The organism is Streptomyces sp. NPDC001728, assembly GCF_040297565.1.
Classification (GTDB): Bacteria; Actinomycetota; Actinomycetes; order Streptomycetales; family Streptomycetaceae; genus Streptomyces.
Genome location: NZ_JBEOZK010000020.1, coordinates 17505 through 41199, shown reverse-complemented (window position 1 = coordinate 41199; position 23695 = coordinate 17505). Strand labels below are relative to the sequence as shown.

Genomic DNA, 23695 nt, shown 5'->3' with positions numbered 1-23695 from the left:
TCCGTTCGGGGTAGGCTCGGCCGGTCGGCGACGGCTGGCGAGCATGGAGAGGAACCCGGATGGCTGCCGGTAACGACGGCGCGAACACGCCCGAGAACGACGACCCGTTCGGCTACCTGTACGAGGACGGTCAGGCGGCGGGCGCCCAGCCCCCGCAGGGCGGTGGCTACGGCTACCCCGGCCCCGCGCAGGCGCAGCCAGGCGTCCCCCGCACCTCGTACAACCAGGTCAGGACGGTCGGCGAGCGCCAGTACGGGCAGCCGCCGCAGGGCCAGCAGCCCTACGTGCCGCCGCAGCAGCAGGCCCCCTACGGGCAGCCGCAGGCGCAGTACGCCGCCCCCGAGACGTACGGCGGCCAGCCGCCCCGCCAGGCCCCGCAGCAGCAGCACCACGGCGGCCCCGGCCGCGGCCCGAACACCAAGGGTCTGCTGATCGGCGCGGTCGCGGTCGTCGCGGTCGTGGTGATCGCCATCACCGCCGCCGTGATCAACAACTCTGGCGGCGACGACAAGGACAAGCAGGCCGGCGGCGGCACCGCCCCCACCGCGCCCACGACGGTCTCGGAGAAGCCGAGCGACGAGCCCAGCCCCGACAAGACGCCGGTGGAGCTGCCGAAGCAGGAGGCGGCCACCCTGAAGCTGGGCGGTTCCGCGAGCCTGGCCAAGGACGTCAAGGGCGCCGAGGGGGCGGACGGCACGTACGTCGGCGGCTTCAACCAGGTCGGTTCCTCGGTGACGTGGAAGGCGAACATGCCGGTGGACGGCAAGTACCGCCTCACCGTGCGCTACACGATTCCCGCGGTCGACGCCTTCGCCACCCTGACGGTCAACGGGGAGCCGAACTCGCAGCCGATCGGACTGAAGAACTTCATCAAGTCCTCGGACCCGAACCTGGAGAAGAACTGGCAGACCACCTGGGCGCCGGTCGACCTCAAGAAGGGCGAGAACGAGATCAAGATCTCGTGCGAGACGGGCAACCAGTGCAACGTGCTGCTCGACTGGCTGGAAGTCGTCCAGGCCCCGTAGGACAGACCCCGTAGGGCCGGTTCCGTGGGGCTGATACCCCACGGCGCGGTCGATACGGCCCGGTCGTCGCTACACCCGCGCCGACTCCTCGGTCACCTTCACCCGGGGCAGCAGTTCCTCGTACGCCGCGCGGTCGAACTCCCCGGCCACCGGGGAGAGCACCGTCGCCGCCGACAGGGCCACCGCCCGGGTCAGCCGTTCGGGCCAGGGCGCGTCGTCGGCCAGGCCCGAGAGCAGGCCCGCTACCGCCGAGTCGCCCGCGCCCGTCGGGTTGCCCTTCACCGCCGCCGGCGGGGCCGCGCGCCACAGGCCCTCCGGGGTGGCGGCGAGCAGGCCCTCGGGGCCGAGCGAGGAGACGACCGTGCGGGCGCCCCGGCCACGTGCCTCGCGGGTCGCGCGCAGTGGATCGCGGGAGCCGGTGAGCTGGGCGAGTTCCTCGGCGTTCGGCTTGACCAGGTCCGGGCGGGCGGCGATGCCCCGCCGCAGCGGTTCACCGCTGGTGTCCAGGAGGACGGGGACCCCGGCCGTCCTGGAGAGCCGGACGAGTTCCGCGTACGCTCCCACATGGATGCCCGGCGGGAGGCTGCCGCAGAGCGCGACCGCCGAGGCGCCGTCCAGGAGTTCCGTGAAGCGGTCGCGGAAGGCGGTCCACTCGGCGGCCGAGACGGTCGGTCCGGGTTCGTTGAGCTGGGTCGTGTCGCCGGTCGTGGCGTCGACGATCGCGACCGTACGGCGGGTGGGGCCCGCGGTGTCGACGAGTGCGTCACGGACGGGCGTCGCGGCGAGCTGTTCGCGCAGGACGGCGCCGGTGGCGCCGCCCGCGAAACCGGTGGCGACCGTCTCGTGGCCGAGGGCCGCGAGGACCCGGGCGACGTTGAGGCCCTTGCCGCCGGGGCGTTCGATGACCTGGGTGACACGGTGGGAGGCGTGCGGGGTGAGCGCGGGGACCCGGTAGGTCAGGTCCAGCGCCGTGTTGAGGGTGACCGTGAGAATCAAGACCTGTCCACCCTCCGTACTCCGTGTGAAGTCCTGCGGAACGTCCGCGCCGACGGGCACCGATCATGTCAAACGAAAAGCGGTTGGCCCAGACCCCCGGGCCAACCGCTCTCCTGAGTGACACCTGATCAGACGGCTGAGCCCGCAGTCGGGTCGACGATCCACTCGCCCTTGCGCATGACGCCCTTGATCTCGAACGCGGCGTCGAGGACCACGATGTCGGCGTCCTTGCCGGGTTCCAGGGAGCCGACGCGGTCGTACACGCCGAGCAGCCGGGCCGGGTTGGCGGAGATGGCCTGCACGACCGCTTCGACGGGGAGGCCGTCGATCGTCGCGGCGCGCTTGAACGCGCGGTCCAGGGTGAGGGTGGACCCGGCGATGGAGCCGCCCTCGACGAGGCGGGCCACGCTGTCCTTCACCTCGACCTCCAGCGGGCCGAGCATGTAGCGGCCGTCGCCGAAGCCCGCCGCGTCCATCGCGTCGGTGATGAAGGCGACGCGCCCGGGACCCGCGTGGTGGAAGGCGAGTTCCAGGGCGGCGGGGTGCAGATGGGTGCCGTCGTTGATGAGCTCGACGGTGATCCGCTCGTCCTCCAGGAGGGCGGCGATCGGGCCGGGGGCGCGGTGGCCGAGCGCGGGCATCGCGTTGTAGAGGTGGGTGGCGACGGTGGCGCCCGCGTCGATGGCCTCGACGGTCTGCTCGTACGAGGCGTCGGTGTGGCCGATCGCGGCGATCACGCCGTGCTCGGCGAGCAGCCGTACGGAGTCGATGCCGCCGGGCAGCTCGGTGGCGAGGGTGACCATCTTGGCCTGGCCGCGGGCCGCGTCGATCAGCTTGCGGACGTCGGCCGGGTCGGGATCGCGCAGCAGCGTCTCGTCGTGGGCGCCCTTGCGGCAGGGGGAGATGAACGGGCCCTCGAAGTGCAGGCCGGCCAGATCGCCCTGCTCGGCGAGCTCGGAGAGCAGCCCGGCCCGCTGGGTGAGGAAGTCCATCTCGCCGGTGACGAAGGAGGCGACGACGGTGGTGGTGCCGTGCAGCCGGTGGGTGTGGACGCCCTTGAGGACGTCGTCGACGGTGCCGGAGGTGAAGGACGCTCCGCCGCCGCCGTGGTTGTGCATGTCGACGAAGCCGGGGACGAGCCAGTGGCCGGTCAGGTCGACGGCGGGGGTGCCCTCGGGGGCCGCGCCCGCGATGCGGTCGCCGTCGACGATCACGCGTCCGTTCTCGACGATCCCGGTGGGCAGCACGACGTGTGCGCCGGCGAGAACCTTGTGATCGGCCATCAGGCGGAAACCTCCGAGTCGGTGGGGCGCTGTTCGGCGAGCAGGTCCCAGGCGAGGAGGCCCGCGCCCAGGCATCCGGCGGTGTCCCCGAGGGCCGCCGGGACGATGGCGGGCAGCTTCTGGAACGTGACTCGCTCCTCCACCGCGGCCCGAAGTGGTGTGAACAAGGTTTCCCCGGCCTCGGCGAGTCCGCCACCGATGATGAGCGTGCGGGGGTCCAGCAGGGTGAGCGCCGTGACGAGGCCGTCGGCGAGGGCGTCGACGGCGTCCTGCCACACGCGTACGGCCGTGGGGTCGCCGGATTCGACGGCCTTCGCGCAGTCGGCGGCGTCGGCCTCGGGGTCGCCGCTGGCCCCGGCCCAGGCCTGGGAGACGGCGGAGGCGGAGGCGTACCGCTCCAGGCAGCCGCGCTGGCCGCAGCCGCACTCCGTACCGCCGGGGCGGACGACGATGTGGCCGATCTCGCCGGCGTAGCCGTGGGCGCCGGCCTCGATGCGGTCGCCGATGCCGATGGCGCCGGCGATGCCGGTGCCGAGCGGGACGAAGAGGAAGCGGTCGGCGCCGTTGCCCGCGCCGATACGGCCTTCGGCGAGGCCGCCGGTGCGCACGTCGTGGCCGAGGGCGACGGGGATGCCGCCGAGCCGGCGGCTGAGGAGTTCGCGCATGGGAACGTCGCGCCAGCCGAGGTTGGCGGCGTAGACGGCGATGCCGTTCTCGGCGTCGACGATTCCGGGGACGGCGACTCCGGCTGCCGCGGCGGGCTCTCCGTACCGTTCGGCGCCGAGGCTTCCGAGTTCCTCGGCGAAGCCGAGGATGGTCTCCACGACGGCCTCGGGCCCGCGGTCGCGCCCGGTGGCGCGGCGGGCCTCGTGGAGCAGCGTGCCGTCCGCCCCGACAAGGGCGGCCTTCATACCGGTGCCGCCCACATCCAGGGCGATGACGTGTCTCACGAGGGACAGTTTGGCGCGGGAGGACCCAAAAGGTCTAGTCCACTGCTGAGGATTGTTGCGTACGGATACAAATTCGGGACCAGCCATGGGCCCATCGTCCCCTTGGCGTTGCGGAAGTGATACCCCAGTGGTGTAGACCTCATACCCGCCGCCGGGAGAGACTTACGGCCCTGCGCAGAGCAAACGTGCGGCTCGACGCAGCTCAACGACGAGCAAAAGGTGGATGAAAAGCGTGCAGCGGCGACGATTCCTTGGACTGACCGCGGCCGCCGCCGCCCTCGGGCTGACCGCCACGGTCGCCGGCTGCGGCTCCCTCGGCGGGGACGCCGGCGACGTGACCCTGAGACTGGTCGCCGCCGACTACGACCTCACGGGCGGCGACACCACCAAGAAGTACTGGACCGACCTCGTCGCCGCCTTCGAGGCGAAGCACCCGGGCGTCAAGGTCGAGGTGCAGATCGAGTCCTGGGACGACGTCGACCGCAAGGTCGCCGAGATGGTCAAGGCCGACAAGGCCCCCGACATCGCGCAGATCGGCGCCTACGCCGACTACGCCGCCGCCGGCGAGCTCTACGCCGCCGACGAACTCCTGTCCATCCCCGTCCAGGCCAACTTCCTCGCCCCGCTCGCCTCCGCCGGCGAGCACAAGCGCACCCAGTACGGCCTGCCGTTCGTCGCCTCCACCCGGCCGCTCTTCTACAACCAGGCCCTCTTCGACGACGCCGGGGTGGATGCCCCCACCAACTGGGACGAGCTGGCCGCCGCCGCCGAGAAGCTGAAGGACAACGGCGTCGGCACCCCCTTCGCACTGCCGCTCGGCCCGGAGGAGGCCCAGGCCGAGGCCCTCATGTGGATGCTCAGCGCCGGTGGCGGCTGGACCGACGGCACCGACCACTACGCGGTCGACTCCGACGCGAACGTCCGCACCTTCGAGTGGCTCAAGAAGAACCTCGTCGGCAAGGGCCTCACCGGCCCCGTCGCCCCCGGCAAGCTCAACCGCAAGGCCGCGTTCGCCGCCTTCGCGAACGGCGAGGTCGGCATGCTCAACGGCCACCCCTCGCTCCTGAAGGAAGCCGCCAAGAAGGGCGTCAAGGTCGGCCAGGTCCCGCTGCCCGGCGCCGACGGCCCGGCGAAGGCCGCGATGGGCGTCGCCGACTGGATCATGGGCTTCAAGCAGAACGGTCACCGCAAGGAGATCGGCGACTTCCTCAACTTCGTCTTCAGCGACGAGAACGTCCTCAAGTTCGCCGGGGACAACGACCTCCTCCCGGTCACCGTCAGCGCCTCCGCCCGCATGGAGACCGAGCCCGAGCACGCCAACCTGCGCGTCTTCCTCAAGACGCTCCCGGACAGCCAGCTCCCGCCGGTCGGCAAGACCTCCTGGGCGAAGGTCAGCGAGAACGTGAAGCAGAACATCGGCAGGGCGGTCACCCCGGCGGGGCGTCCGGCGGACGTGCTCGGAGCGATCGGCAGGGCGGCTACGGCGGCGGAGGCGGCGGAGTGAGCCGGGTGACCGGCGGCGCGACGGCGGAGTGACCTGGCTGGCGGCGGCGACCGCCGTCACGACGGCGGCCGGGAGCGCGGAGTGACCCGGGTGGCGACAGCGGCCGGGAGCGCCGGGTAATAAGTTGGTCGTATGAGCGAGGAACAGGGCGTGGCGGGCGACGACGAGGGCGGGCTCGGTGAGCGCGAGCAGGCCCTGCTCGCCGTCGAACGCCGCTCCTGGCCCGGCCCCGGCGCCAAGGAACGAGCGGTCCGCGAGCGCCTCGGCCTCTCCCCGACCCGCTACTACCAGCTCCTCAACGCCCTCCTCGACGACCCGCGCGCCCTCGCCCACGACCCGGTGACCGTCAACCGGCTCCGCCGCGTCCGCGCCGAGCGCCAGCGGCGCCGCTGACGCGGAGCCCCTGCGTCGGTAGGGTCGGGAACATGGTCAGCAGCCTCCCGCACCCGGCCACATCCGCCGGCCGCGACGGTCTGGCCGCGCTCCTCGCGCGGCCGTCGAAGGCCGTCGTCGCCCTCGATTTCGACGGCACCCTTGCCGAGATCGTCCCCGACCCCGAGCAGGCCCGCGCCCACCCCGGCACCGTCCCCGCGCTGGCCGCCCTCGCCCCCGAGGTCGCCTCGGTCGCCGTGGTCACCGGCCGCCCCGCCGGGGTCGCCGTCCGCTACGGCGGCTTCGCCGGCGTCCCCGGTCTTGAGCACCTCGTGGTCCTCGGCCACTACGGCGCCGAACGCTGGGACGCCGTCTCCGGCACCGTCCGGGCCGCCGCCCCGCACCCCGGCGTCGCCTCCGTCCGCGCCGAACTCCCCGGCTTCCTGGACCGGGCGGGCGCCTGGCCGGGCGTCTGGATCGAGGAGAAGGGCCGCGCTGTCGCCGTCCACACCCGCCGCGCCCAGGACCCGGAGGGCGCTTTCGAGGCGCTCAAGGGCCCGCTGGGCGACCTGGCCGTCGCCCATGGTCTGGTCCTGGAACCGGGCCGCATGGTCCTGGAGCTGAGGCCGCCGGGCATGGACAAGGGCGTGGCGCTCGCGAAGTACGTACGGGAGGTGGGCGCCGGGTCCGTGCTCTACGCGGGCGACGACCTGGGCGACCTGCCGGCCTTCGCCGCCGTGGAGAAACTCCGCTCCGACGGCACCCCGGGCCTGCTGGTGTGCAGCGGCTCCACGGAGGTCCCGGAACTGACCGACCGCGCGGACCTGGCGGTGCCGGGCCCGGCGGGGGTGGTGGACTTCCTGACGGAACTGGCGAGGGCGGTACGGGAGGCCTGAGACCTCACCGGTTCACCCGAACAGCAGCAGATCCACCACCCCTGTCAGATCCTCCTCCCCGCTCCCCACGTCGAGGCGACGCCGCATCAGCTCGAAGTACGGACGGAGCAGCTCCGGGCTGACGCCCTGCCCCTCGGCGGTGGCGAGGAAGGTCGGTGTGCCGGCCACCTGCATGGCGAGGTTCGAGACCACGTCCGTGGTGTAGTCGCCGTCCTTCAGCCGGGCGGCGGTCTGCCGGACGGCCGGACCCGCCATCGCCCCGATCCACTCCCCGAGCAGCGGGGCGAACGCCACCGGGTCGATGTCCTCCCGGCGGATCAGCGCGAAGGCGTGCGCGGCCCCGGCGAACATCCCGTACATGGCGCTGAGCAGGGCCACGTCGTGCAGGGCGGCGAACCCGGCGTCCGCGCCGACGTACCTCGTGCCCACGGGCACGGCCAGGGTCGCCCGGTGCAGCTCGAACAGCTCCCGGGACCCGCTGTAGAAGACGTACCCGCCGGCCTCGGGAACCCCGACCATCGGCGGTACGGCCATGATGCCGCCGTCCAGGTAACGGGCGCCCCGTGCCTCGGCCCAGACGGCGCGGGCGCGGGCTTGGGCGGGGGTCGTGGTGGTGAGGTTGACCAGGTCCTTGCCGGTCAGGTCGACGCCATCGAGCGCGGCGCCCACGGAGTCGTCGTCGAGCAGGCAGACCACGAGGAGGGCGCTCGCGGCGACGGCCCCGGCGGCGCTCCCGGCGACCTTCGCGCCTTCGGCGGCGAGCGCCTCGGCGCGGGCGGGGGATCGGTTCCAGACGGTGAGGGGATGCCCGGCGGCGAGCCAGGTACGGCCGAGCGCGGTACCCATCGCACCGAGGCCGAGGAGGGTGACGGGGGTCTTCTCAGGCGTGTTCGCTGTCATGCCCACAAGGCTGCTCCAGGCCCCTGACCTGCTCAAGTACCCACTTGGAAGTGGGTGGTTACCCTGAGGTGAGCAAGCAGGCCAGAGAGGTGGGACACATGGCGACACTGAACCGGCCCGAGGCCGACGGCGGCCACATCTGCGGCATCGACGCGGCGATGGAGGTCATCGGCGGCAAGTGGAAGGTCCTCATCCTCTGGGCCCTCCACGAACACCCCCACCGCCGCTTCGGCGAACTCCGCCGACTGCTCCCGGGCATCACGGAGAAGGTCCTCACCTCCCACCTCCGCGAACTGGAGACGGACGGCATCGTCCACCGCACCGCGTACGAGGAGGTCCCACCCCGAGTGGAGTACTCCCTGACGGAAGCCGGCACCGGCCTCAACAAGGCACTGGAGCCGCTGGCGGAGTGGGGGAGGGGGCGGCGGGAAGCGGCCGGCTGAGCACAGCCTCCGCTCCGGCCGTTCAGCCGGCCGTCGCGGTCACCAGGAGCGAAGGTTGCCACCGCGTAGTTCGGCAGATGAAGGAGCGGTTCTCGTACCTTCGCGTACACCGCGATCAAAGGAGCGGCGACCCGCGCAACATCTGAGGGCGCGCTCGTGTGGCAGCGGAGTCGTGGGGTCAGGGCTCCAGCCCTTCCAGCGCTTCCAGTTGGTTCAGGAACCAGCGCTGTGGTGGGAGTGCCGTGGCCGCTGCCGCCAGGCGTTTCGTTCGGTCCGCTCGTTCCGCGGGGGGCATCGACAGGGCCCTGTGGAGGGCTTCGGCTGTTTCGGTCACGTCGAAGGGGTTCACCGTGAGGGCGTCGTCCTTCAGTTCCTCGTGGGCGCCCGCGCCCGTCGACAGGACCAGGGCGCAGCCGGCTTCCGAGACCACCGGTATTTCCTTCGCCACCAGGTTCATGCCGTCGCGGACCGGGTTCACCAGGGCGACGTCCGCCATGCGGTACGCCGCCAGGGAGCGGGGGAAGTCGTCCTCGACCGAGACCAGGACCGGCTGCCAGGCCGCCGTGCCGAAGTCCGCGTTGATCTCGTCGGCCAGCTCCGTCACCGCCGCCGTGTAGGCGCGGTACGACTCCAGGTCCTGGCGGGAGGGGTACGCCGAGGCGAGGTGGACGACCCCGTCGCGCCACTCGGGGTGGGTGGTGAGGAGTTCGCGGTAGGCGTGCAGGCCTCGCAGGATGTTCTTCGAGAGTTCCGTGCGGTCGACCCGGACGATCGTCTTCCGGCCGCCGGTCTCCGTACGGAGCGCGGCCAGCTTCTCGTCCACCTCAGGGCGGTACGCGAGCCTCCGCAGCTCCTCGCCGTCGACGCCGAGCGGGTACGCCCGCACCCGGGTGTGCCGCTTCGTGCCGCCCCGCCCCCGGTGCTCCACGCCGTGCCACGGGTCACCGCTCCGCCGGACGCCCCGCGCCGTCCCGTCCGCGCCGTCGACGGACGCGCAGTCGATGAAGGACGACGCCCATCCCCAGGTGTGGAAGCCCAGCTCGTCCGCGCCGAGCATCCCCCACAGCAGCTCCTCGCGGATGTCCTGCGGCAGCATCCGCAGGTATTCCGGGGACGCCCACGGCGTGTGCGAGAAGTGCGCGATCCGCAGGTCCGGGCGGAGCGCGCGGAGCTGCCCGGGGACCAGTGCCAGGTGGTAGTCCTGCACGAGGACCGCCGCGCCCCCGTCCGCCTCCGCCGCCAGCGCCTCCGCGAACGCGCGGTTGTAGCTCCGGTAGGACTCCCAGCGGCGCCGGAACTCCGCGTCGAAGACCGGCTCGCGCGGGATGTCGTACAGATGGTGGTGGAGGAACCACAGCACCGAGTTCGCGATGCCGTTGTACGCGTCCGCGTACGCCTCCGGGTCGATGTCCAGCATCCGTACACCCGGCTCCCCGACCCCACGCCGGACGGCCTCCCGGTCGCCCTCGCCGAGCGCCGCGCACACCCACAGTCTGTCCTGCGCGGACACGGCGCTCAGCCCGGAGACCAGGCCGCCGCCGCCCCTGCGGGCGTCGAGCGAGCCGTCGTCGCCGAGGACGTACGAGACGGGGCCCCGGTTGGATGCCACAAGCACAGAAGCCATGGGGCGAACCTAGCCCGTCCCGTAAACACTCAAACGTACGTATACGAGACAGGCTGATCCGGTCACCCAGTGTGGTCGCGCGTCAGTCCCCTCGGCCCCGCATCGCCGCTCTCGCCACCACGCCCGTCGCCGCCAGCGCGAGGCCCAGTGCGCCGAGCAGCCACAGCCGCTCGCCGTTGCCGCCCGTCTCGGCCATCAGGCCGCTTCGGGTTCCGTGCGGGCCGGGGGCCGGGGGCGCGGGGGAGGGCGGCTCGTCGGTCACCGGCGGCTTGGGGTCGTCGGTCGGGGTCGGGGTGGGGTCGGGGTCCGTCGGGGTCGGGGTCGGGGTGGGGTCTACCGGGGTGGGTGTCGGGGTCGGCTTCGGGGTCGGCTTCGGCCTGTCGATCTCCGGGGCCACCGCGCACGACGGGTCCTCGCTGCCCGCGCCGCAGTTCGAGCGGGGTGTCTCGACCACCACGCCGCCGCGGAGCTTTCCGTCCCCGGCCGGCGGCTTCTTGATCTTCACCGAGTAGGTGACGGTCGCCGTCTTCCCGGCCGGGATGGTCCCGGTGTACGAGATCCTCGGCTTCGTGTACGTCGCCGCGCCCGGGCCCTTCGTCGTCACGTCCCCGGTGTAGTCGGCGTCGTCGAGGTTCCCGGTGAGGTCGTCGCCGAACGTGGCGTTCGGGTGGTCGAGCGGGCTGACGTTCTTCGCGGTGATCGTGTACGTGAGCGTGTCGCCCGGCTTCACCGTGCGCGGGCTCGCCGTCTTGGTGATCTCCAGGTCGGGGACCGGTACGGAGAGGGCGAGAGCGGACGGCACATAGGTGTCGCCGCTGGTGGAGAAGGTCAGACCGGCCGAGGTCGCGCCCGGCGGGACCGCGCCGGCCGGGACGTCGAAGGCCTTGGCGTCGATGCTCAGGTTGTTGGTCGTCCTGGGGGCGACGGCGCCGTCGTTCTCGCCGGCGAAGAAGTTGTCGGTGTTGCCCGAGTGGGCCGCGGTGACGTTCCTGCCATCGACGAGGAACGTGTCGCCGGGGGTGTTCCGGTCGCCCTCGTACGCCGTCACGCTCGCCCGTACCGTGCCGGGGCCCCGGCGGAAGCCGTCCACGGTGATCGTGGTCGCGGGGGAGGCCGCGCGCTGGAGGACATGGCCGCCGTACACGTGGACGTTCCGGCGCACGGGCGCCTTGACCGGGTCCGGGCCGGGGAACCGGTGGACCACCGTCAGGGACCAGCCCGCCACGCAGCCCTTGCCGTCGGGCGCCCAGACGTTCCCGACCGCGATCCGCGCGTCCGTCCCCGAGACGCCCGCGAAGGCGGCGGTCACGTCCGACTCGCCCGTGAAGTAGTGCGGCCCGTCGGTGTCCGCCGGGTCCGCGACCATGCTGTCGATCGAGACCGGGACCGCCGGACCCGAACCGACCCTGATCACCGGGGCGGTCGTCGTCGGGTCGCCGGGGGAGCGTCCGACGTCCTTGCCGGAGATGTCGCAGCGCTTCAGCCGGGCACCGCTCGGACCCTTGTACGTGCCGTCGTTGCCGCCCCAGAAGAGCCGGGCGTACGCCACCTCGGCGCCCGCCGGGATCACCACGTGGCCGGTGCTGGAGCCGTAGCCGCCCCCGGTTCCCGCCGTGTCGACCCGCTCCATCACGAAGGCGTTGTTGCCGTCCGGGCCCTGGCCGCCCGCCGCCGCCGCGCAGCGCGCCGCCATGTCCGCGGGGGCGGCCGGACAGCCCATGACCGTGTTGCCGAGCGTCGCGAAGTCGCCGTACAGCGTCTCCTCGTACCGCTCGCCGAAGGGCTCGACCACGTCCGCGGCGGCCGGTCCCGCCGCCGTGAACGCGAGCGAGCCCGCCGTCAGTCCGATCAGTCCCGCCGCCGCGAGCACCCTGCCCGAGTGATGTTGTCTGAAGCGCATAAAAGAGAAATGTATGCAAAACGGATGATAGTGGTGCGTTACGCCACGCGACGGTGTGCGTACTCCGCGATTTCGGCCATCGGTGGCCGCTCCTCCGTGTCCACCGCGTACGTCCGCGGCTCGAAGCCCTTCTCGCCCCGCTCGAACTGGGTCAGCCGCGGCCGCACCAGATGGCCCCGCGAGAGCCGCAGCTGCGCCGTCCGGTAGATCGCCGCCGCCATCCGGCCCAGCGCCTGCCCGTCCTGGTGCCGGTGCCTGCGCACCCCCACGTCCACCTGGGCGAGCGCGTCCAGACCCACCGCGTGCAGGGCGTCCACGAGCAGCGCCAGCTCCACTCCGTAACCGACCGGGAACGGCAGTCGTTCGAGCAGCGAGCGGCGCGCCGCGTACTCACCGCCCAGCGGCTGTACGAAACCGGCCAGCTGTGGCCAGTGGAGGTTCAGCAGCGGGCGCGCCACCAGCTCCGTCACCCGGCCGCCCTGGCCTGGGGTGTCACCCAGGGGGCGGTCGTACATCGCCTTCACGAAGTCCACCTCCGGGTCCGTGAGCAGCGGGCCCACGATCCCCGTCACGAAGTCCGCGGAGAAGTCCCGCAGATCCGCGTCCACGAAGCAGACGACATCTCCGCTCGTCACCATCAGCGACCGCCACAGGACCTCGCCCTTGCCCGGCACCGCCGGTATCCGGGGGAGGATCGCGTCCCGCGCCACCACCCGCGCGCCGGCCGCCGCCGCGACCTCCGCCGTCCGGTCCGTGGAGCCCGAGTCGATCACCACCAGCTCGTCGACCAGCGGCACGGCCTCCGTCATCAGCTCGCGGCGGATCACGTCGACGATCTCGCCGACCGTCGCCTCCTCGTTGAGCGCGGGCAGGACGACGCTGACCTTCGTGTTCCGCTTGGCCGCGAGGATTCGCTCCAGCGGCCGGTCCGCCACGGACCAGGACCGCCGGTCCAGCCAGCGCCCCACCTCTTCCAGCACGTGATCTCCATCTCGCGGTTCGGACGGCCGGTCCGAGCGTCCGGGCCTTCGGTTACAGTCTTGAACAACGCGGATCCCCGATGCACGTCGGGGTGCCGACCGCGTCGGAGCGCAGGAACGAAGTCCACCGCGCTTCACAATCGAATACCGCTCATCCAGAGGGGCAGAGGGAAACGGCCCGTTGAAGCCCCGGCAACCCTCCAGTCGGTTTGTCTCGTCCTCCAGCGAGGCCCCCGGCTAGGGAAGGTGCCAAATCCGTCTCATGGCGAAAAATTCGTCATGGGAAAGATGAGGAGAAAGGGCCTCGCCTCCATGGCTGTTGAGACTGTCACCCCCGCCACTTCGGTCGACCTCGGTCCCGCGTCCGGGCTTTCCTGCCGCGAATGCGGTGAAGTGTTCGCACTCGGCCCGATTTTCGCCTGCGAACTGTGTTTCGGACCGCTCGAAGTCGCGTACGACCTCCCCCTCGGTGACCCCGAGGCGCTGCGCAAGCGGATCGAGGCCGGCCCCGCCAACATCTGGCGCTACGCCCCCCTGCTGCCCGTCCCCGCCGACGTCGCCGACAAGCCCAACCTGAACCCGGGCTGGACCAAGCTCGTCCAGGCCGACAACCTCGCCCGCGAGATCGGCGTCGCCCCCGGCAAGCTGTTCGTCAAGGACGACTCCGGCAACCCGACCCACTCCTTCAAGGACCGGGTCGTCGCCCAGGCCATCGAGGCCGCCCGCGCCTTCGGCTTCACCACCCTCTCCTGCTCCTCCACCGGCAACCTGGCCGGCGCCGTCGGTGCCGCCGCCGCCCGCGCCGGCTTCCGCTCCTGCGTGTTCATCCCGCACGACCTGGAGCAGGGCAAGGTCGTCATGGCCGGTGTCTACGGCGGTGACCTGGTCGCCATCGAGGGCAACTACGACGACGTCAACCGCTTCTGCTCGGAGCTCATCGGCGACCCGCTCGGCGAGGGCTGGGGCTTCGTCAACGTCAACCTCCGCCCGTACTACGGCGAGGGCTCCAAGACGCTGGCGTACGAGATCTGCGAGCAGCTCGGCTGGGTCATCCCCGACCAGCTGGTCATCCCGATCGCCTCGGGATCCCAACTCACGAAGATCGACAAGGGTCTTCAGGAGCTCATCAAGCTGGGCCTCGTCGAGGACAAGCCGTACAAGATCTTCGGCGCCCAGGCCGAGGGCTGCTCCCCGGTGTCGGTGGCCTTCAAGGCCGGCCACGACGTCGTACGGCCCCAGAAGCCGAACACGATCGCCAAGTCGCTCGCGATCGGCAACCCGGCCGACGGCCCGTACGTCCTCGACATCGCCCGCCGGACCGGCGGCGCCGTGGAGGACGTGAACGACGAGCAGGTCGTGGACGCGATCCGGCTGCTCGCCCGGACCGAGGGCATCTTCGCGGAGACCGCGGGCGGCGTGACCGTCGGTGTCACCAGGAAGCTCGTCGAGGCGGGACTGATCGACCCGGACCTCACCACCGTCGTCCTCAACACCGGCGACGGACTCAAGACCCTGGACGCGGTGGCCGACACCTCTCAGGCGACCGTCACCATCCGCCCGAGCCTGGACGCGTTCCGCGACGCCGGCCTGGCGCTCTGAGCCGGTCCGCCCCGAGCCGGCCCGCAGGGTGCCGGCCCGCTTTCCTGGCCCACTGAAAGGTTTCGAAGACATGGCCGTGAACGTCCGCATCCCCACCATCCTCCGCACCTACACGGGCGGCCGGTCCGAGGTCCAGGCCGAGGGCACGACCCTCGCCGAGGTCATCGCGGACCTGGAGAAGAACCACACGGGCATCGCCGCCCGCGTCCTGGACGACCAGGGCAAGCTGCGCCGCTTCGTCAACGTCTACGTGAACGACGACGACGTGCGCTTCGAGCAGGGCCTGGAGACGGCCACCCCGACCGGCGCGGGCGTCTCGATCATCCCGGCCGTCGCCGGCGGCTGCTGAGCCGTATCGCTTGTCCTGTGTTTCTTGAATTGCCCCTTCCGCGTCCATAAGCGGAAGGGGCAATTCTGCATGGTTGAGCACGGTAGAGTTGGGGAAGCCCCCTCCGCTGCTCATGCCGGATGCATATGAGAATGCGTCCCTGTGCGTCAGGAAGCAGCCAAAGTACCTGCGCGTTGTGTACGTTCTGCGCGTTTTGCCGGGCCCGACTTGCCCCGTAACTCCAGGGATTATCCCCAATTCCCCTTTCCGGTGCGCCCAGAATTCTCGCTCGAATGACCTGTTGCAGAGGGCAGTTGGGCAGATACATTCAGCGGCGGTCGACGCGTTCCGGCGCAGGGTCTGACCCGGGTCCGCGAAGTGCGGGTCCCGCGCAAGGGCCAGTAATAGGGGAGTTAGGCATGGCTCAGGGCACCGTCAAGTGGTTCAACGCGGAGAAGGGCTACGGCTTCATCGCGGTAGACGGTGGTGCGGATGTTTTCGTCCACTACAGCGCGATCCAGATGGATGGCTACCGCAGTCTCGAAGAGGGCCAGCGGGTCGAGTTCGAGATCTCGCAGGGTCAGAAGGGTCCGCAGGCGGACATGGTCAAGCTCGCCGTCTGAGCGCGGCGCGATCGGCCAACGACGCAACGCCGTCGAGGGGTCCGCATCCCTGAGGGGATGCGGACCCCTCGTGCGTTCCCGCACGACAGGCCGCACCAGGGCCCGCGCGACCGGCGGATACGGGCCCCGCGGCGCCTTCCCGCACTCCCCCGTACGCCCCTCCCGGCACGTCCCGATCGTCGAGAGTCGCTTGCACTCTCCTATGCCGAGTGCTAATCATTGGCGTTAGCACTCGGAAGGTGAGAGTGCTTACGAGGATCGGGCAGATGAGGCCCGCGGCCAGGTGGGGCAAGGAACCGCCGGGTACGCAGGCCGTCCGTCGCGGGCGTCGGCGCGGTCCTGGAGCGTTATCCACCCCATGTCCGGGAGGACCACTTCACATGGCCAAGATCATCGCGTTCGACGAGGAGGCCCGGCGCGGTCTCGAGCGCGGCATGAACCAGCTCGCTGACGCCGTCAAGGTCACCCTCGGCCCGAAGGGCCGCAACGTCGTCCTCGAGAAGAAGTGGGGCGCCCCCACGATCACCAACGATGGTGTCTCCATCGCCAAGGAGATCGAGCTCGAGGACCCGTACGAGAAGATCGGCGCCGAGCTGGTCAAGGAAGTCGCCAAGAAGACGGACGACGTCGCCGGCGACGGTACGACCACCGCCACCGTTCTCGCTCAGGCGCTCGTCCGCGAGGGCCTCCGCAACGTTGCCGCGGGTGCCAACCCGATGGCCCTCAAGCGCGGTATCGAGAAGGCCGTCGAGGCCGTCTCGGGCGCCCTGCTCGAGCAGGCGAAGGATGTCGAGACCAAGGAGCAGATCGCTTCGACGGCCTCCATCTCCGCCGCCGACACCCAGATCGGCGAGCTCATCGCCGAGGCGATGGACAAGGTCGGCAAGGAAGGCGTCATCACCGTCGAGGAGTCCCAGACCTTCGGTCTGGAGCTTGAGCTCACCGAGGGCATGCGCTTCGACAAGGGCTACATCTCGGCGTACTTCGCCACCGACATGGAGCGCATGGAGTCGTCGCTCGACGACCCGTACCTCCTCATCGTCAACTCCAAGATCTCCTCGGTGAAGGACCTCCTCCCGCTCCTGGAGAAGGTCATGCAGTCGGGCAAGCCCCTGCTGATCATCGCCGAGGACGTCGAGGGCGAGGCCCTGTCGACCCTGGTCGTCAACAAGATCCGCGGCACCTTCAAGTCCGTCGCGGTCAAGGCCCCGGGCTTCGGCGACCGCCGCAAGGCGATGCTGAACGACATCGCCATCCTCACCGGCGGCACGGTCATCTCCGAGGAGGTCGGCCTGAAGCTGGAGAACGCGGGCCTCGACCTGCTGGGCCGCGCCCGCAAGGTCGTCATCACCAAGGACGAGACCACCATCGTCGACGGTGCCGGTGACAGCGAGCAGGTCGCCGGTCGCGTGAACCAGATCCGCGCCGAGATCGAGAACAGCGACTCGGACTACGACCGCGAGAAGCTGCAGGAGCGCCTGGCGAAGCTCGCCGGCGGTGTTGCGGTCATCAAGGCCGGTGCCGCGACCGAGGTCGAGCTCAAGGAGCGCAAGCACCGCATCGAGGACGCCGTTCGCAACGCGAAGGCGGCCGTCGAGGAGGGCATCGTCGCCGGTGGCGGCGTGGCTCTGCTCCAGGCCTCCTCGGTCTTCGAGAAGCTCGAGGCCGACCTCACGGGCGACGAGGCCACGGGCGCGAACATCGTGAAGCTGGCCCTTGAGGCCCCGCTGAAGCAGATCGCGGTCAACGCCGGCCTTGAGGGCGGCGTCGTGGCGGAGAAGGTCCGCAACCTGCCCGTCGGCCACGGCCTGAACGCCGCGACCAACGAGTACGTCGACCTCATCGCCGAGGGCATCATCGACCCGGCGAAGGTCACGCGCTCCGCGCTGCAGAACGCCGCGTCGATCGCCGCGCTGTTCCTCACCACCGAGGCCGTCATCGCCGACAAGCCGGAGAAGGCGTCCGCGCCGGCCGGCGGCGGCATGCCGGGCGGTGACATGGACTTCTGATCCTCCGGGATCGGTGGTTCATCGCTGAACGCGCGAGCGGAAGCGAAGAAGAACGGACCGAGGGCGGCACCCCCTGCTGGGGGTGCCGCCCTCGGGCGTTGTACGGAGCCGGGCCGTACGGGGAACGGATCAGCGCACGTCGACGAAGTCGGCCCACGGGGCCGCCGAGTGGAAGTGCGTGGAGTCGCCCCAGTACCGGATGCGCCAGCTGCCGTCGGCGGAGGCCTTCGCCTTCAGCGAGACCCAGCCGTTGGCAGCCGAGCGGCCGGTGGCGACCTGACGCCAGGTCGTCGAACCCTTCGCCTGGAACTGCAGGGCCACGGGTGCGTTCCCGAACGCCCGCCACACGCCGTTCGTGTAGTGCTGGAGCGTGCCCGTCGTGTAGACGTTCGCGCCCTTGCGGACCGGCTCGGGCCCGGCGTTCATGCCGACGACCCGGACCGGGGTCCGGACCAGCCGGAACACCCGGCTGCTGGACTCCGCGTAGGCGTCGCTGGTCAGGTGCCGGACGCGGAAGTAGCCGCCGCCGCTGTTCGCGGCGAGCGCGAACGTCGACCAGTAGGCGGCGTACGCCTGCGCACTGGCGATCTTCCGCCAGCCGGTCTTCCCGTCGGCGGACTGCTCCAGCTGGAGGTACTGGCTGGGTGCGGAGGAGCGCGAACCCGGCACGTACCGGGGGCGGAAGACGCCGGCCACCGAGATCCTGCCGTCGGCGGACAGCCCGCCGGTCAGCAGGTCGATACGGGTCTCCCACGGAATGGCGACCACACCGGAGATCTGGTCGAACCGCAGATACGGATCGGCGGAGCGCACCGACCAGTAGTCCCCGTAGTCCGCGAGGCCCGAGGCGGCGATCAGACGCGCGGAGAAGCGCCCGTCCGCGTCGGTGTGGACGGTCGTGCCGTACGGGGCGTTGTCCGTGTACACCCCGAGGGTCACCATGAGCGCCTGGTCCGCGACCGGGGCGTTCCCGGCGGCCGGGTCGGTGACGCGGCCGCTGACGGTCACGGCCTCGCCGCTGAGCGCCCGCTTCTTGTCCGCGGCGGCGGTGACCTTCACCTCCCGGCCCTTGAGGTCGTACGCCCGGCGGTACTCGTACGCCGAGCCGTGCACCTCGGCGCTGTCCTCGGTGTACGAGGCCTCGAAGGTGGCGTACTCGTCGGCCACCGGCAGCGGACCGCCGGTGAACGCGCCGCTGTCGCCGGTGACCGCCGTGACGGCGGAGCCCGGTGTCCGGGCCGTCGGCGTGACGGTGACCGTACGGCCGGGCAGCGGCACCAGGTCCCCGGAGCCGGGCTGGACGCCGACGAGCGTGCCCGTCGGGCGGGCGTTGCGGTCGTCCCAGGCGGGGATGCCGATGCCGAAGGAGTTCAGCCGGGGGAGCAGCCGGAAGTCCAGCGTCCCGGCGTCGGTGCGGGTGGAGGTGTTGCCGAGCGAGTCGGTGGCCGTGACGTCGATCGCGTACCTGCCGAGGGCCGGGATGGTCCCGCCGTCCTCGGTGAGGCGCAGCGCGGCCTCGGAGGGCACCAGGAACCGGCCGGCGGTCATCGGGTCCCAGGGGTTCCCCGGGGCCAGGGCGGGGATCTCGGCGAGGACGGTGTCGCCCTGCCGGACCCGGGCCGACACCGCGGTGACCTTGGCCTGCGGGGCGTCGGTCCAGGCCGCGACCCGGAACGTGCCGCGCTGGACGTCGTCGGTGAGGGCGGGGCCGATGCCGATCGGGGTCGGCGCGGCCGGTGCCTCGTCGGCGAGGGCGGGCAGGGTGGCGGCGGAGAGGGCGGCGGCGGTGAGCAGCGCGGTCAGGGAGAGCCGGAGGTCAGCGCGCATCGATGTACCTCACGGTGGTCTCGCTGTAGAAGTAGCCCGCCGGCGGCTGGAGGATCACGACCCAGGAGCCGTCCGTGTAGGCGGTGGCGCGGTAGCTGAAGTTGCCGCTGGTGTTGGTGGTGACGCTCTTGGTGACCCAGTACCAGTTGGGGTCGCCCTTGGGCTTGAAGAGCAGCGTCAGCTTCGCGCCGGGGAACGGCTTCCAGACCCCGTTGAGCTTGCGCTGCACCGTGCCGGAGACGGTCATCTTGCCGTTCACCACGGGCCGGGTGGGGCTGATGGTGAACGCGGAGAAGCGGGTCTCGTTGCGGGCGAGGCGGACGATCGCGGCGGCCTTGGCAACGAACTGGTCCGTCTCCGGGTGGACCACCCGGTAGCGGGCGTCGGTGTAGCCCCAGGCGGAGAGGGTGTAGTTGCAGTAGAAGTCGGTCGTGCCCCAGCGCAGGGCACCCCAGGTGCGTCCGCCGTCACGGGAGTACTGCAGGACGAGCGGCTGCGGCGTGTCGCAGTAGGGCGAGGCGCCGACGGCGATCCTGCCGGTCGCGGTGACCTTGCCGTACGCGTCGAGAGTGATCTTGTACGGGGTGAACGAGAACTGCTGCGGGACCGCGATGTCGTTCTTGTCGTACGGGCGGACCGTTCCCGCGAAGTACGGCGAGGGCCGCAGCGAGGTGTAGACGGCCGCGGTCGAGTAGTACGGGCGCGCGAGGAACGAGAAGGAGCCGTCCGCCGCGCTGTTGATCCCGCCGAGCACGTTGACCGCGGTGTCGTCGTACCCGGGCTGGACGCCGGTGGCGACGACGGGCACGCCCGGGAAGGGCTTCCAGCCGGCCGGGGTCAGCCGCTCCACCCGTCCGGTGACCCGGACGTCGGTCGAGGCGAGGACGCGGTGCTTGCTCACGTCCGAGCTGATCCGGTACTTGAGGGTCGCGTCCGCGGCCAGGTACGGCACGGTGGCGGCGTTGTCCGGGTCGAGGTCGGGCGCCGTCTCGACGACCCTGGCCGTACCGCCCTGGACGCTTCCGTTCGGCGTGACCGGCAGCGAGAAGCCGCCGTCGGCGCCGGCGACGGCGACCGCGCTGATCGTCCGCGAGGAGCCGGTGCCCTCGACGGGCATGGTGACCAGCACCTTGGTGCCCTCGGGGGCGGCGGTGCGCTCACCCGTGGCCGGGTTCCACAGGGTGGTGGTGCCGGTCAGCACGGCCCCGCGGTGGTCCCAGTCGGTCGAGGAGCGGTCGAAGGCCAGCTTCCCGACGCCGATGTGCGTGCGGTGGCCGTAGGTGCCGGTCCACTGCTTGGTGGTCTCGCCGGCGAGCCGGTAGTCGACCCTGACCGGGTAGTCGCCCAGGGCGGTCCCCTCGGGGAGGGTGATCGGCGCCTTGGTCGTCACCCAGCTGCCCTTCGGGATCACCTCCTCCGTGGAGGCGAGGACCGGGGCGTCGGCGGCGGTGGAGGCCAGCACGCTGACCTTCACCCAGAGCGCGCCGCTCGGGAGGGTGACGGTGTAGCGGCCGTCGTCCTCGGTGGTGCCCTGGATGGACGTCCAGTCCGCGTGAGCGGCAGGGGCGTGGATGACGGCGGGCGCGATGACGCCCGCCGAGAGAGCGAAAACGGCTGCGGCACGCACGAGGGCGTGCGGAAGCCTGCGCGTAGAGCGCGGCAAAGGGGACCCCCCACAGGTCGTGATGGCGGCGTCGCCCTGATCGGGGAGGCCGCGTGGCAGCACTGTAGCGCTGACTTGTTGAACATGTTCACTTGGTTTACGGGGAGCGCCGGGGTGATCCTGGAATGACTGGATCCGTGCGCGGCCGGATTCATGTGCGGCTGGATCCGTGCGCGGCCGGATTCATGTGCGGCTGGATCCGTGTGCGGCCGGATTCGTGTGCGGCTGGACCGATGAAGGGAATGGGCCATGGTCACCCTCCTGACGACGCCTGCCGACCGGGAGCTGGTCGTCACCCGCACGTTCGACGCCCCGACGGCCCGGGTGTGGGAGGCGTGGACGGGCCCGGAGCACGTACGGGAGTGGTACGGGGTGTCCGCCCTGACCACGACGGTCGTCGACATCGACCTGCGGATCGGCGGCGCCTGGCGCTGGGGCCAGACCGCCCCCGACGGCCAGGAGTTCGTCTTCTCCGGCACGCACGAGGACATCGTCCCGTCCGAACGCCTCGACTACACCGAGACCTTCGAACAGATGCCGGACGCGCCCCCGGTCCACGTCACCCTCACCTTCGACGCGACCCCCGACGGCGGCACAGCCCTGACCAGCACGTCTCTCTGGCCCTCGAACGAGATCCGCGACCAGGCGCTGGAAGCGGGTATGGAGGCGGGGGTAAGGGAACAGTACGACCGGCTGGCGGAGTATCTGGGGTCGATGTGAGGGGGCTTGTCCGGGCGCTCTCAGGGGTGGAGCAGGGCCTTCGCGATCGGCTCGCCCGTGCGACGGGCGCGCGCCAGACCCGCCTTCACGTCGGAGAGGGTGCGGGGACGGTAACCGGGGCCGCCGCAGCAGGACTTGTGGAACCGGATGCCGGCATGGAGCACGACCGACAGCGCCCGCCAGGCCGAGAGGTCCCGGCGGCGGGGCGGAGCGAAGGCGGACCCCACATGGATGAGGGTGCGCGCGCAGCGCGGACACCGCCGCTCGCGCCAGTTGTCGTAGGGCTGCTTGTACGAGGCGCGGCACGGCAGGCAGACGTACGAGGTCTTCGCGTGGCCCATGGGGCGAGGGTAGGGGGCACGCGCGCCGCGCCACCACCGAATTGCCCGGCCACCGAGGACGAGCCGCGTCGACGGTCAGTCGCGGCGGAAGAGGGCCGTCCAGAGGAAGGATTCGCCGAAGGCGGGGGAGTCGGCGGGTTCGTCGTGCATGCGGCGGACCTCGATCTCCGTCAGGTCGGCGAAGAGCGCGCGAAGGGACGTGTCCGTGTACGCGAGTCCGCCTTCGAGCGTTCCCCGGCGGTAGAGCTCCGCGTCCGGGGCCTCCGAGCCCATCCCGCCCTCCCCGGCCGCGAACGCGGTCAGTGAGAAGTGGCCGCCGGGTGCGAGGACGCGGTCCAGGAGGGCGAGGTAGCTGATCCGGCGGTGCGGAGGCAGATGGTGGAAGCAGCCGGAGTCGTGGATCAGGTCGTACGGGCCGTCGAGGGCGGTGCCGGACGCGAAGGCGTCGCCGCACACGAACCGGATCCCGGTCGCCCCGGCGTCCCGGGCCCGTTCCTCCGCCCAGCGGATCGCGGTGGGGGAGAGGTCGACGGCGTCCACCGCGTATCCGAGCGAGGCGAGGTAGAGGGAGTTCCGCCCGGGCCCGCACCCGAGGTCGAGGGCCCTGCGGCCGGTGCCGGCGGGGGTCGGCAGGGCGTCCCGCTCGACGTACGACACCAGGCTCTCGTCCGGCTTCGTGACGAAGAAGGGGACGGGCTTGTCGCGGTCGTCGTAGAAGCCGTCCCACCAGTCCGCCCCACCCTCCGTCCACCGGTCGGCACCGGGCGCGAAGAGCCCGTCGAGCAGGCGCAGGACGTCGTCGACCGTGCGGATGTCACGGTTGTTCAGATCCATGGGAATCCCCCTCCGAGTCGTCTCAAGGGTAGGGGGAGGGGAAGTAAAAGCCCAGGTCAAGGTGGGTTTTGCGGTGGACTGTGCGGGTCTTGGGGTGCGTCGGGCCGTGGCCGTCAGGCCGGTGGGGCGAGCAGGCCCGTGTCCTGGCCCGCGCGGCGGAGTGAGTCCGTGACGAAGCCGTTCGCCTTGAGCTCCTCGACGGTGTCGCGGAGGAAGGCGACGGTCTCCGGGGAGCGGTCGACCGTCGTGCCGACCGCCTGTCGGATCTCCATGAACCGGCCCTCGATCAGACGGACTTCGGGATGCGCGGCGGCGTACGAGGCCATCGGCTGCCGGATCCCGGCGCCCACCTCCAGACCCTCGTCGCGGAACGTGTCGACGCCCTCCTCCCCACGGACGACCGTCGCGTGCGCGAGGGACCGGGACAGGAACAGGTCGTACGCGGAGCCGCGCTTGACCCCGATCCGGACGCCGGGGGCGTCGACGTCGGCGACGGAGGCCAGACCGGAGTCGCGGGGAACGGCGTACACGCCCTCGATCACGACGTACGGGGCGGTGAACGCGACCTCCGTCTCCCGCGCCGGGTCCACGGCCAGGAAGCAGACGTCGGCCCGGCCGTCCGCCATCGCCTCGAACGACTTCCGCGCCGCGTCGAAACACAGCAGCTCCACGGGTACGCCGAGCCGCGCACCGATCTCCCGCGCCAGATCGACGGTGATCCCGGAGGGCGCCTCGGGGGTGCCCTGGGCGAGCACGGGATTCCCGAGGTTGACGGAGGCCCGGAGGACGCCGGTGGGGGCGAGGTCGGCGGCGACGGGGTTCGTGGTGGGGCTCGCGGTCGTCATGGGGAGCGAGTCTAGGCAGCCGCCCCGGCGAGC

22 protein-coding genes and 1 riboswitch are annotated in these 23695 nt (G+C 71.4%); of the genes, 10 read left to right on the top strand and 12 right to left on the bottom strand.

Features of this window, described 5'->3' with window-relative positions; all coding sequences use genetic code 11:
• The first annotated feature begins 59 nt into the window (after nt 1–59).
• On the top strand, nt 60–1025 hold the full coding sequence (locus tag ABT154_RS26045) for a CBM35 domain-containing protein (protein WP_351859597.1): 966 nt from the start codon (nt 60–62) through the stop codon (nt 1023–1025).
• A gap of 69 nt (nt 1026–1094) precedes the next feature.
• Here ABT154_RS26045 and ABT154_RS26040 read toward each other — a convergent pair whose 3' ends face one another.
• From ABT154_RS26040 to ABT154_RS26030, 3 genes are all read right to left on the bottom strand, one after another.
• On the bottom strand, nt 1095–2021 hold the full coding sequence (locus ABT154_RS26040; RefSeq protein ID WP_351859595.1) for a 1-phosphofructokinase family hexose kinase: 927 nt from the start codon (nt 2019–2021) through the stop codon (nt 1095–1097).
• Between the two features lie 128 nt (nt 2022–2149).
• Nucleotides 2150–3304 carry an N-acetylglucosamine-6-phosphate deacetylase gene (gene nagA / locus ABT154_RS26035; protein WP_351859593.1) on the bottom strand — a complete coding sequence of 385 codons (1155 nt, stop codon included), beginning with the start codon at nt 3302–3304 and terminating at the stop codon, nt 2150–2152.
• Entirely contained in the window at nt 3304–4254 is a 951-nt protein-coding gene (locus ABT154_RS26030; protein ID WP_317878254.1) for an ROK family protein, read from the bottom strand. Before ABT154_RS26030 ends, nagA begins: the two co-directional genes overlap by 1 nt.
• Before the next feature lie 223 nt (nt 4255–4477).
• Here ABT154_RS26030 and ABT154_RS26025 point away from each other — a divergent pair, with 223 nt between their 5' ends.
• The 3 genes from ABT154_RS26025 (at nt 4478) to otsB (ending at nt 7026) form a co-directional block, all read left to right on the top strand.
• Nucleotides 4478–5758: an ABC transporter substrate-binding protein gene (locus ABT154_RS26025; protein WP_351859591.1), complete on the top strand. Its 1281-nt coding sequence runs from the start codon at nt 4478–4480 to the stop codon at nt 5756–5758.
• Between the two features lie 132 nt (nt 5759–5890).
• Complete coding sequence (locus tag ABT154_RS26020; RefSeq protein ID WP_317878252.1) at nt 5891–6151, top strand: DUF3263 domain-containing protein; 261 nt, start codon at nt 5891–5893, stop codon at nt 6149–6151.
• A gap of 32 nt (nt 6152–6183) precedes the next feature.
• On the top strand, nt 6184–7026 hold the full coding sequence (gene otsB, locus ABT154_RS26015) for a trehalose-phosphatase (protein WP_351859589.1): 843 nt from the start codon (nt 6184–6186) through the stop codon (nt 7024–7026).
• 12 nt (nt 7027–7038) lie between these two features.
• On the opposite strand, the gene ABT154_RS26010 is transcribed toward otsB, so the two are convergent.
• Nucleotides 7039–7926 (bottom strand): NAD(P)-dependent oxidoreductase, encoded by an 888-nt coding sequence (locus tag ABT154_RS26010; RefSeq protein ID WP_351859587.1) that lies wholly within the window; start codon nt 7924–7926, stop codon nt 7039–7041.
• Between the two features lie 98 nt (nt 7927–8024).
• On the opposite strand from ABT154_RS26010, the gene ABT154_RS26005 reads away from it, so the two are divergent.
• On the top strand, nt 8025–8369 hold the full coding sequence (locus ABT154_RS26005) for a winged helix-turn-helix transcriptional regulator (protein WP_351859585.1): 345 nt from the start codon (nt 8025–8027) through the stop codon (nt 8367–8369).
• A 178-nt stretch (nt 8370–8547) separates the two neighbouring features.
• Here ABT154_RS26005 and ABT154_RS26000 read toward each other — a convergent pair whose 3' ends face one another.
• The 3 genes from ABT154_RS26000 to ABT154_RS25990 form a co-directional block, all read right to left on the bottom strand.
• A complete protein-coding gene (locus ABT154_RS26000; RefSeq protein WP_351859583.1) occupies nt 8548–9993 on the bottom strand; it encodes an alpha,alpha-trehalose-phosphate synthase (UDP-forming) in 1446 nt (481 codons plus the stop codon).
• An 82-nt stretch (nt 9994–10075) separates the two neighbouring features.
• On the bottom strand, nt 10076–11893 hold the full coding sequence (locus ABT154_RS25995) for a DUF7927 domain-containing protein (protein ID WP_351859581.1): 1818 nt from the start codon (nt 11891–11893) through the stop codon (nt 10076–10078).
• 38 nt (nt 11894–11931) lie between these two features.
• Entirely contained in the window at nt 11932–12873 is a 942-nt protein-coding gene (locus tag ABT154_RS25990; RefSeq protein ID WP_351859579.1) for a glucosyl-3-phosphoglycerate synthase, read from the bottom strand.
• Nucleotides 12874–13021: 148 nt separating this feature from the next.
• Nucleotides 13022–13168, top strand: a riboswitch (SAM riboswitch).
• Between the two features lie 17 nt (nt 13169–13185).
• Here ABT154_RS25990 and thrC point away from each other — a divergent pair.
• From thrC to groL, 4 genes are all read left to right on the top strand, one after another.
• Nucleotides 13186–14472 carry a threonine synthase gene (gene thrC, locus ABT154_RS25985; RefSeq protein WP_351859577.1) on the top strand — a complete coding sequence of 429 codons (1287 nt, stop codon included), beginning with the start codon at nt 13186–13188 and terminating at the stop codon, nt 14470–14472.
• Nucleotides 14473–14542: 70 nt separating this feature from the next.
• A complete protein-coding gene (locus ABT154_RS25980) occupies nt 14543–14821 on the top strand; it encodes a MoaD/ThiS family protein (protein WP_351859575.1) in 279 nt (92 codons plus the stop codon).
• A gap of 398 nt (nt 14822–15219) precedes the next feature.
• Nucleotides 15220–15423: a cold-shock protein gene (locus tag ABT154_RS25975; RefSeq protein WP_015035246.1), complete on the top strand. Its 204-nt coding sequence runs from the start codon at nt 15220–15222 to the stop codon at nt 15421–15423.
• A gap of 380 nt (nt 15424–15803) precedes the next feature.
• Entirely contained in the window at nt 15804–17432 is a 1629-nt protein-coding gene (gene groL, locus ABT154_RS25970; RefSeq protein WP_351859573.1) for a chaperonin GroEL, read from the top strand.
• Nucleotides 17433–17561: 129 nt separating this feature from the next.
• On the opposite strand, the gene ABT154_RS25965 is transcribed toward groL, so the two are convergent.
• Entirely contained in the window at nt 17562–19259 is a 1698-nt protein-coding gene (locus ABT154_RS25965) for a hypothetical protein (RefSeq protein WP_351859571.1), read from the bottom strand.
• Entirely contained in the window at nt 19249–20886 is a 1638-nt protein-coding gene (locus ABT154_RS25960) for a hypothetical protein (RefSeq protein WP_351859569.1), read from the bottom strand. The genes ABT154_RS25965 and ABT154_RS25960 overlap by 11 nt, the downstream gene beginning before the upstream one ends.
• Nucleotides 20887–21171: 285 nt before the next feature.
• Here ABT154_RS25960 and ABT154_RS25955 point away from each other — a divergent pair, with 285 nt between their 5' ends.
• Nucleotides 21172–21642, top strand: coding sequence for an SRPBCC domain-containing protein (locus tag ABT154_RS25955; RefSeq protein WP_351859567.1), 471 nt, complete (start codon nt 21172–21174; stop codon nt 21640–21642).
• 20 nt (nt 21643–21662) lie between these two features.
• Here the strand turns inward: ABT154_RS25955 and ABT154_RS25950 are convergent, their stop codons facing one another.
• The 3 genes from ABT154_RS25950 to ABT154_RS25940 all read right to left on the bottom strand — a co-directional run bounded on the left by ABT154_RS25950 (nt 21663) and on the right by ABT154_RS25940 (nt 23662).
• Nucleotides 21663–21983, bottom strand: a complete 321-nt coding sequence (locus tag ABT154_RS25950) for a deoxyxylulose-5-phosphate synthase (RefSeq protein WP_351859565.1) — start codon at nt 21981–21983, stop codon at nt 21663–21665.
• 75 nt (nt 21984–22058) lie between these two features.
• Nucleotides 22059–22817 (bottom strand): class I SAM-dependent methyltransferase, encoded by a 759-nt coding sequence (locus ABT154_RS25945; RefSeq protein ID WP_351859563.1) that lies wholly within the window; start codon nt 22815–22817, stop codon nt 22059–22061.
• Nucleotides 22818–22930: 113 nt separating this feature from the next.
• On the bottom strand, nt 22931–23662 hold the full coding sequence (locus tag ABT154_RS25940; protein ID WP_351859561.1) for a transporter substrate-binding domain-containing protein: 732 nt from the start codon (nt 23660–23662) through the stop codon (nt 22931–22933).
• Nucleotides 23663–23695 lie beyond the last annotated feature (33 nt).

What these genes read in the sequence shown, in the direction of transcription:
- ABT154_RS26000 (WP_351859583.1), bottom strand. Translation starts at nt 9,993, where the DNA reads ATGGCTTCTGTGCTTGTGGCATCCAACCGGGGCCCCGTCTCGTACGTC.
- ABT154_RS25950 (WP_351859565.1), bottom strand. Translation starts at nt 21,983, where the DNA reads ATGGGCCACGCGAAGACCTCGTACGTCTGCCTGCCGTGCCGCGCCTCG.
- ABT154_RS25980 (WP_351859575.1), top strand. Translation starts at nt 14,543, where the DNA reads ATGGCCGTGAACGTCCGCATCCCCACCATCCTCCGCACCTACACGGGC.
- ABT154_RS25955 (WP_351859567.1), top strand. Translation starts at nt 21,172, where the DNA reads ATGGTCACCCTCCTGACGACGCCTGCCGACCGGGAGCTGGTCGTCACC.
- otsB (WP_351859589.1), top strand. Translation starts at nt 6,184, where the DNA reads ATGGTCAGCAGCCTCCCGCACCCGGCCACATCCGCCGGCCGCGACGGT.
- ABT154_RS26010 (WP_351859587.1), bottom strand. Translation starts at nt 7,926, where the DNA reads ATGACAGCGAACACGCCTGAGAAGACCCCCGTCACCCTCCTCGGCCTC.
- ABT154_RS25975 (WP_015035246.1), top strand. Translation starts at nt 15,220, where the DNA reads ATGGCTCAGGGCACCGTCAAGTGGTTCAACGCGGAGAAGGGCTACGGC.
- groL (WP_351859573.1), top strand. Translation starts at nt 15,804, where the DNA reads ATGGCCAAGATCATCGCGTTCGACGAGGAGGCCCGGCGCGGTCTCGAG.
- ABT154_RS25995 (WP_351859581.1), bottom strand. Translation starts at nt 11,893, where the DNA reads ATGCGCTTCAGACAACATCACTCGGGCAGGGTGCTCGCGGCGGCGGGA.
- ABT154_RS25945 (WP_351859563.1), bottom strand. Translation starts at nt 22,817, where the DNA reads ATGGATCTGAACAACCGTGACATCCGCACGGTCGACGACGTCCTGCGC.
- ABT154_RS26045 (WP_351859597.1), top strand. Translation starts at nt 60, where the DNA reads ATGGCTGCCGGTAACGACGGCGCGAACACGCCCGAGAACGACGACCCG.
- ABT154_RS26025 (WP_351859591.1), top strand. Translation starts at nt 4,478, where the DNA reads ATGAAAAGCGTGCAGCGGCGACGATTCCTTGGACTGACCGCGGCCGCC.
- ABT154_RS25965 (WP_351859571.1), bottom strand. Translation starts at nt 19,259, where the DNA reads ATGCGCGCTGACCTCCGGCTCTCCCTGACCGCGCTGCTCACCGCCGCC.
- nagA (WP_351859593.1), bottom strand. Translation starts at nt 3,304, where the DNA reads ATGGCCGATCACAAGGTTCTCGCCGGCGCACACGTCGTGCTGCCCACC.
- ABT154_RS26020 (WP_317878252.1), top strand. Translation starts at nt 5,891, where the DNA reads ATGAGCGAGGAACAGGGCGTGGCGGGCGACGACGAGGGCGGGCTCGGT.
- ABT154_RS25940 (WP_351859561.1), bottom strand. Translation starts at nt 23,662, where the DNA reads ATGACGACCGCGAGCCCCACCACGAACCCCGTCGCCGCCGACCTCGCC.
- thrC (WP_351859577.1), top strand. Translation starts at nt 13,186, where the DNA reads ATGGCTGTTGAGACTGTCACCCCCGCCACTTCGGTCGACCTCGGTCCC.
- ABT154_RS26005 (WP_351859585.1), top strand. Translation starts at nt 8,025, where the DNA reads ATGGCGACACTGAACCGGCCCGAGGCCGACGGCGGCCACATCTGCGGC.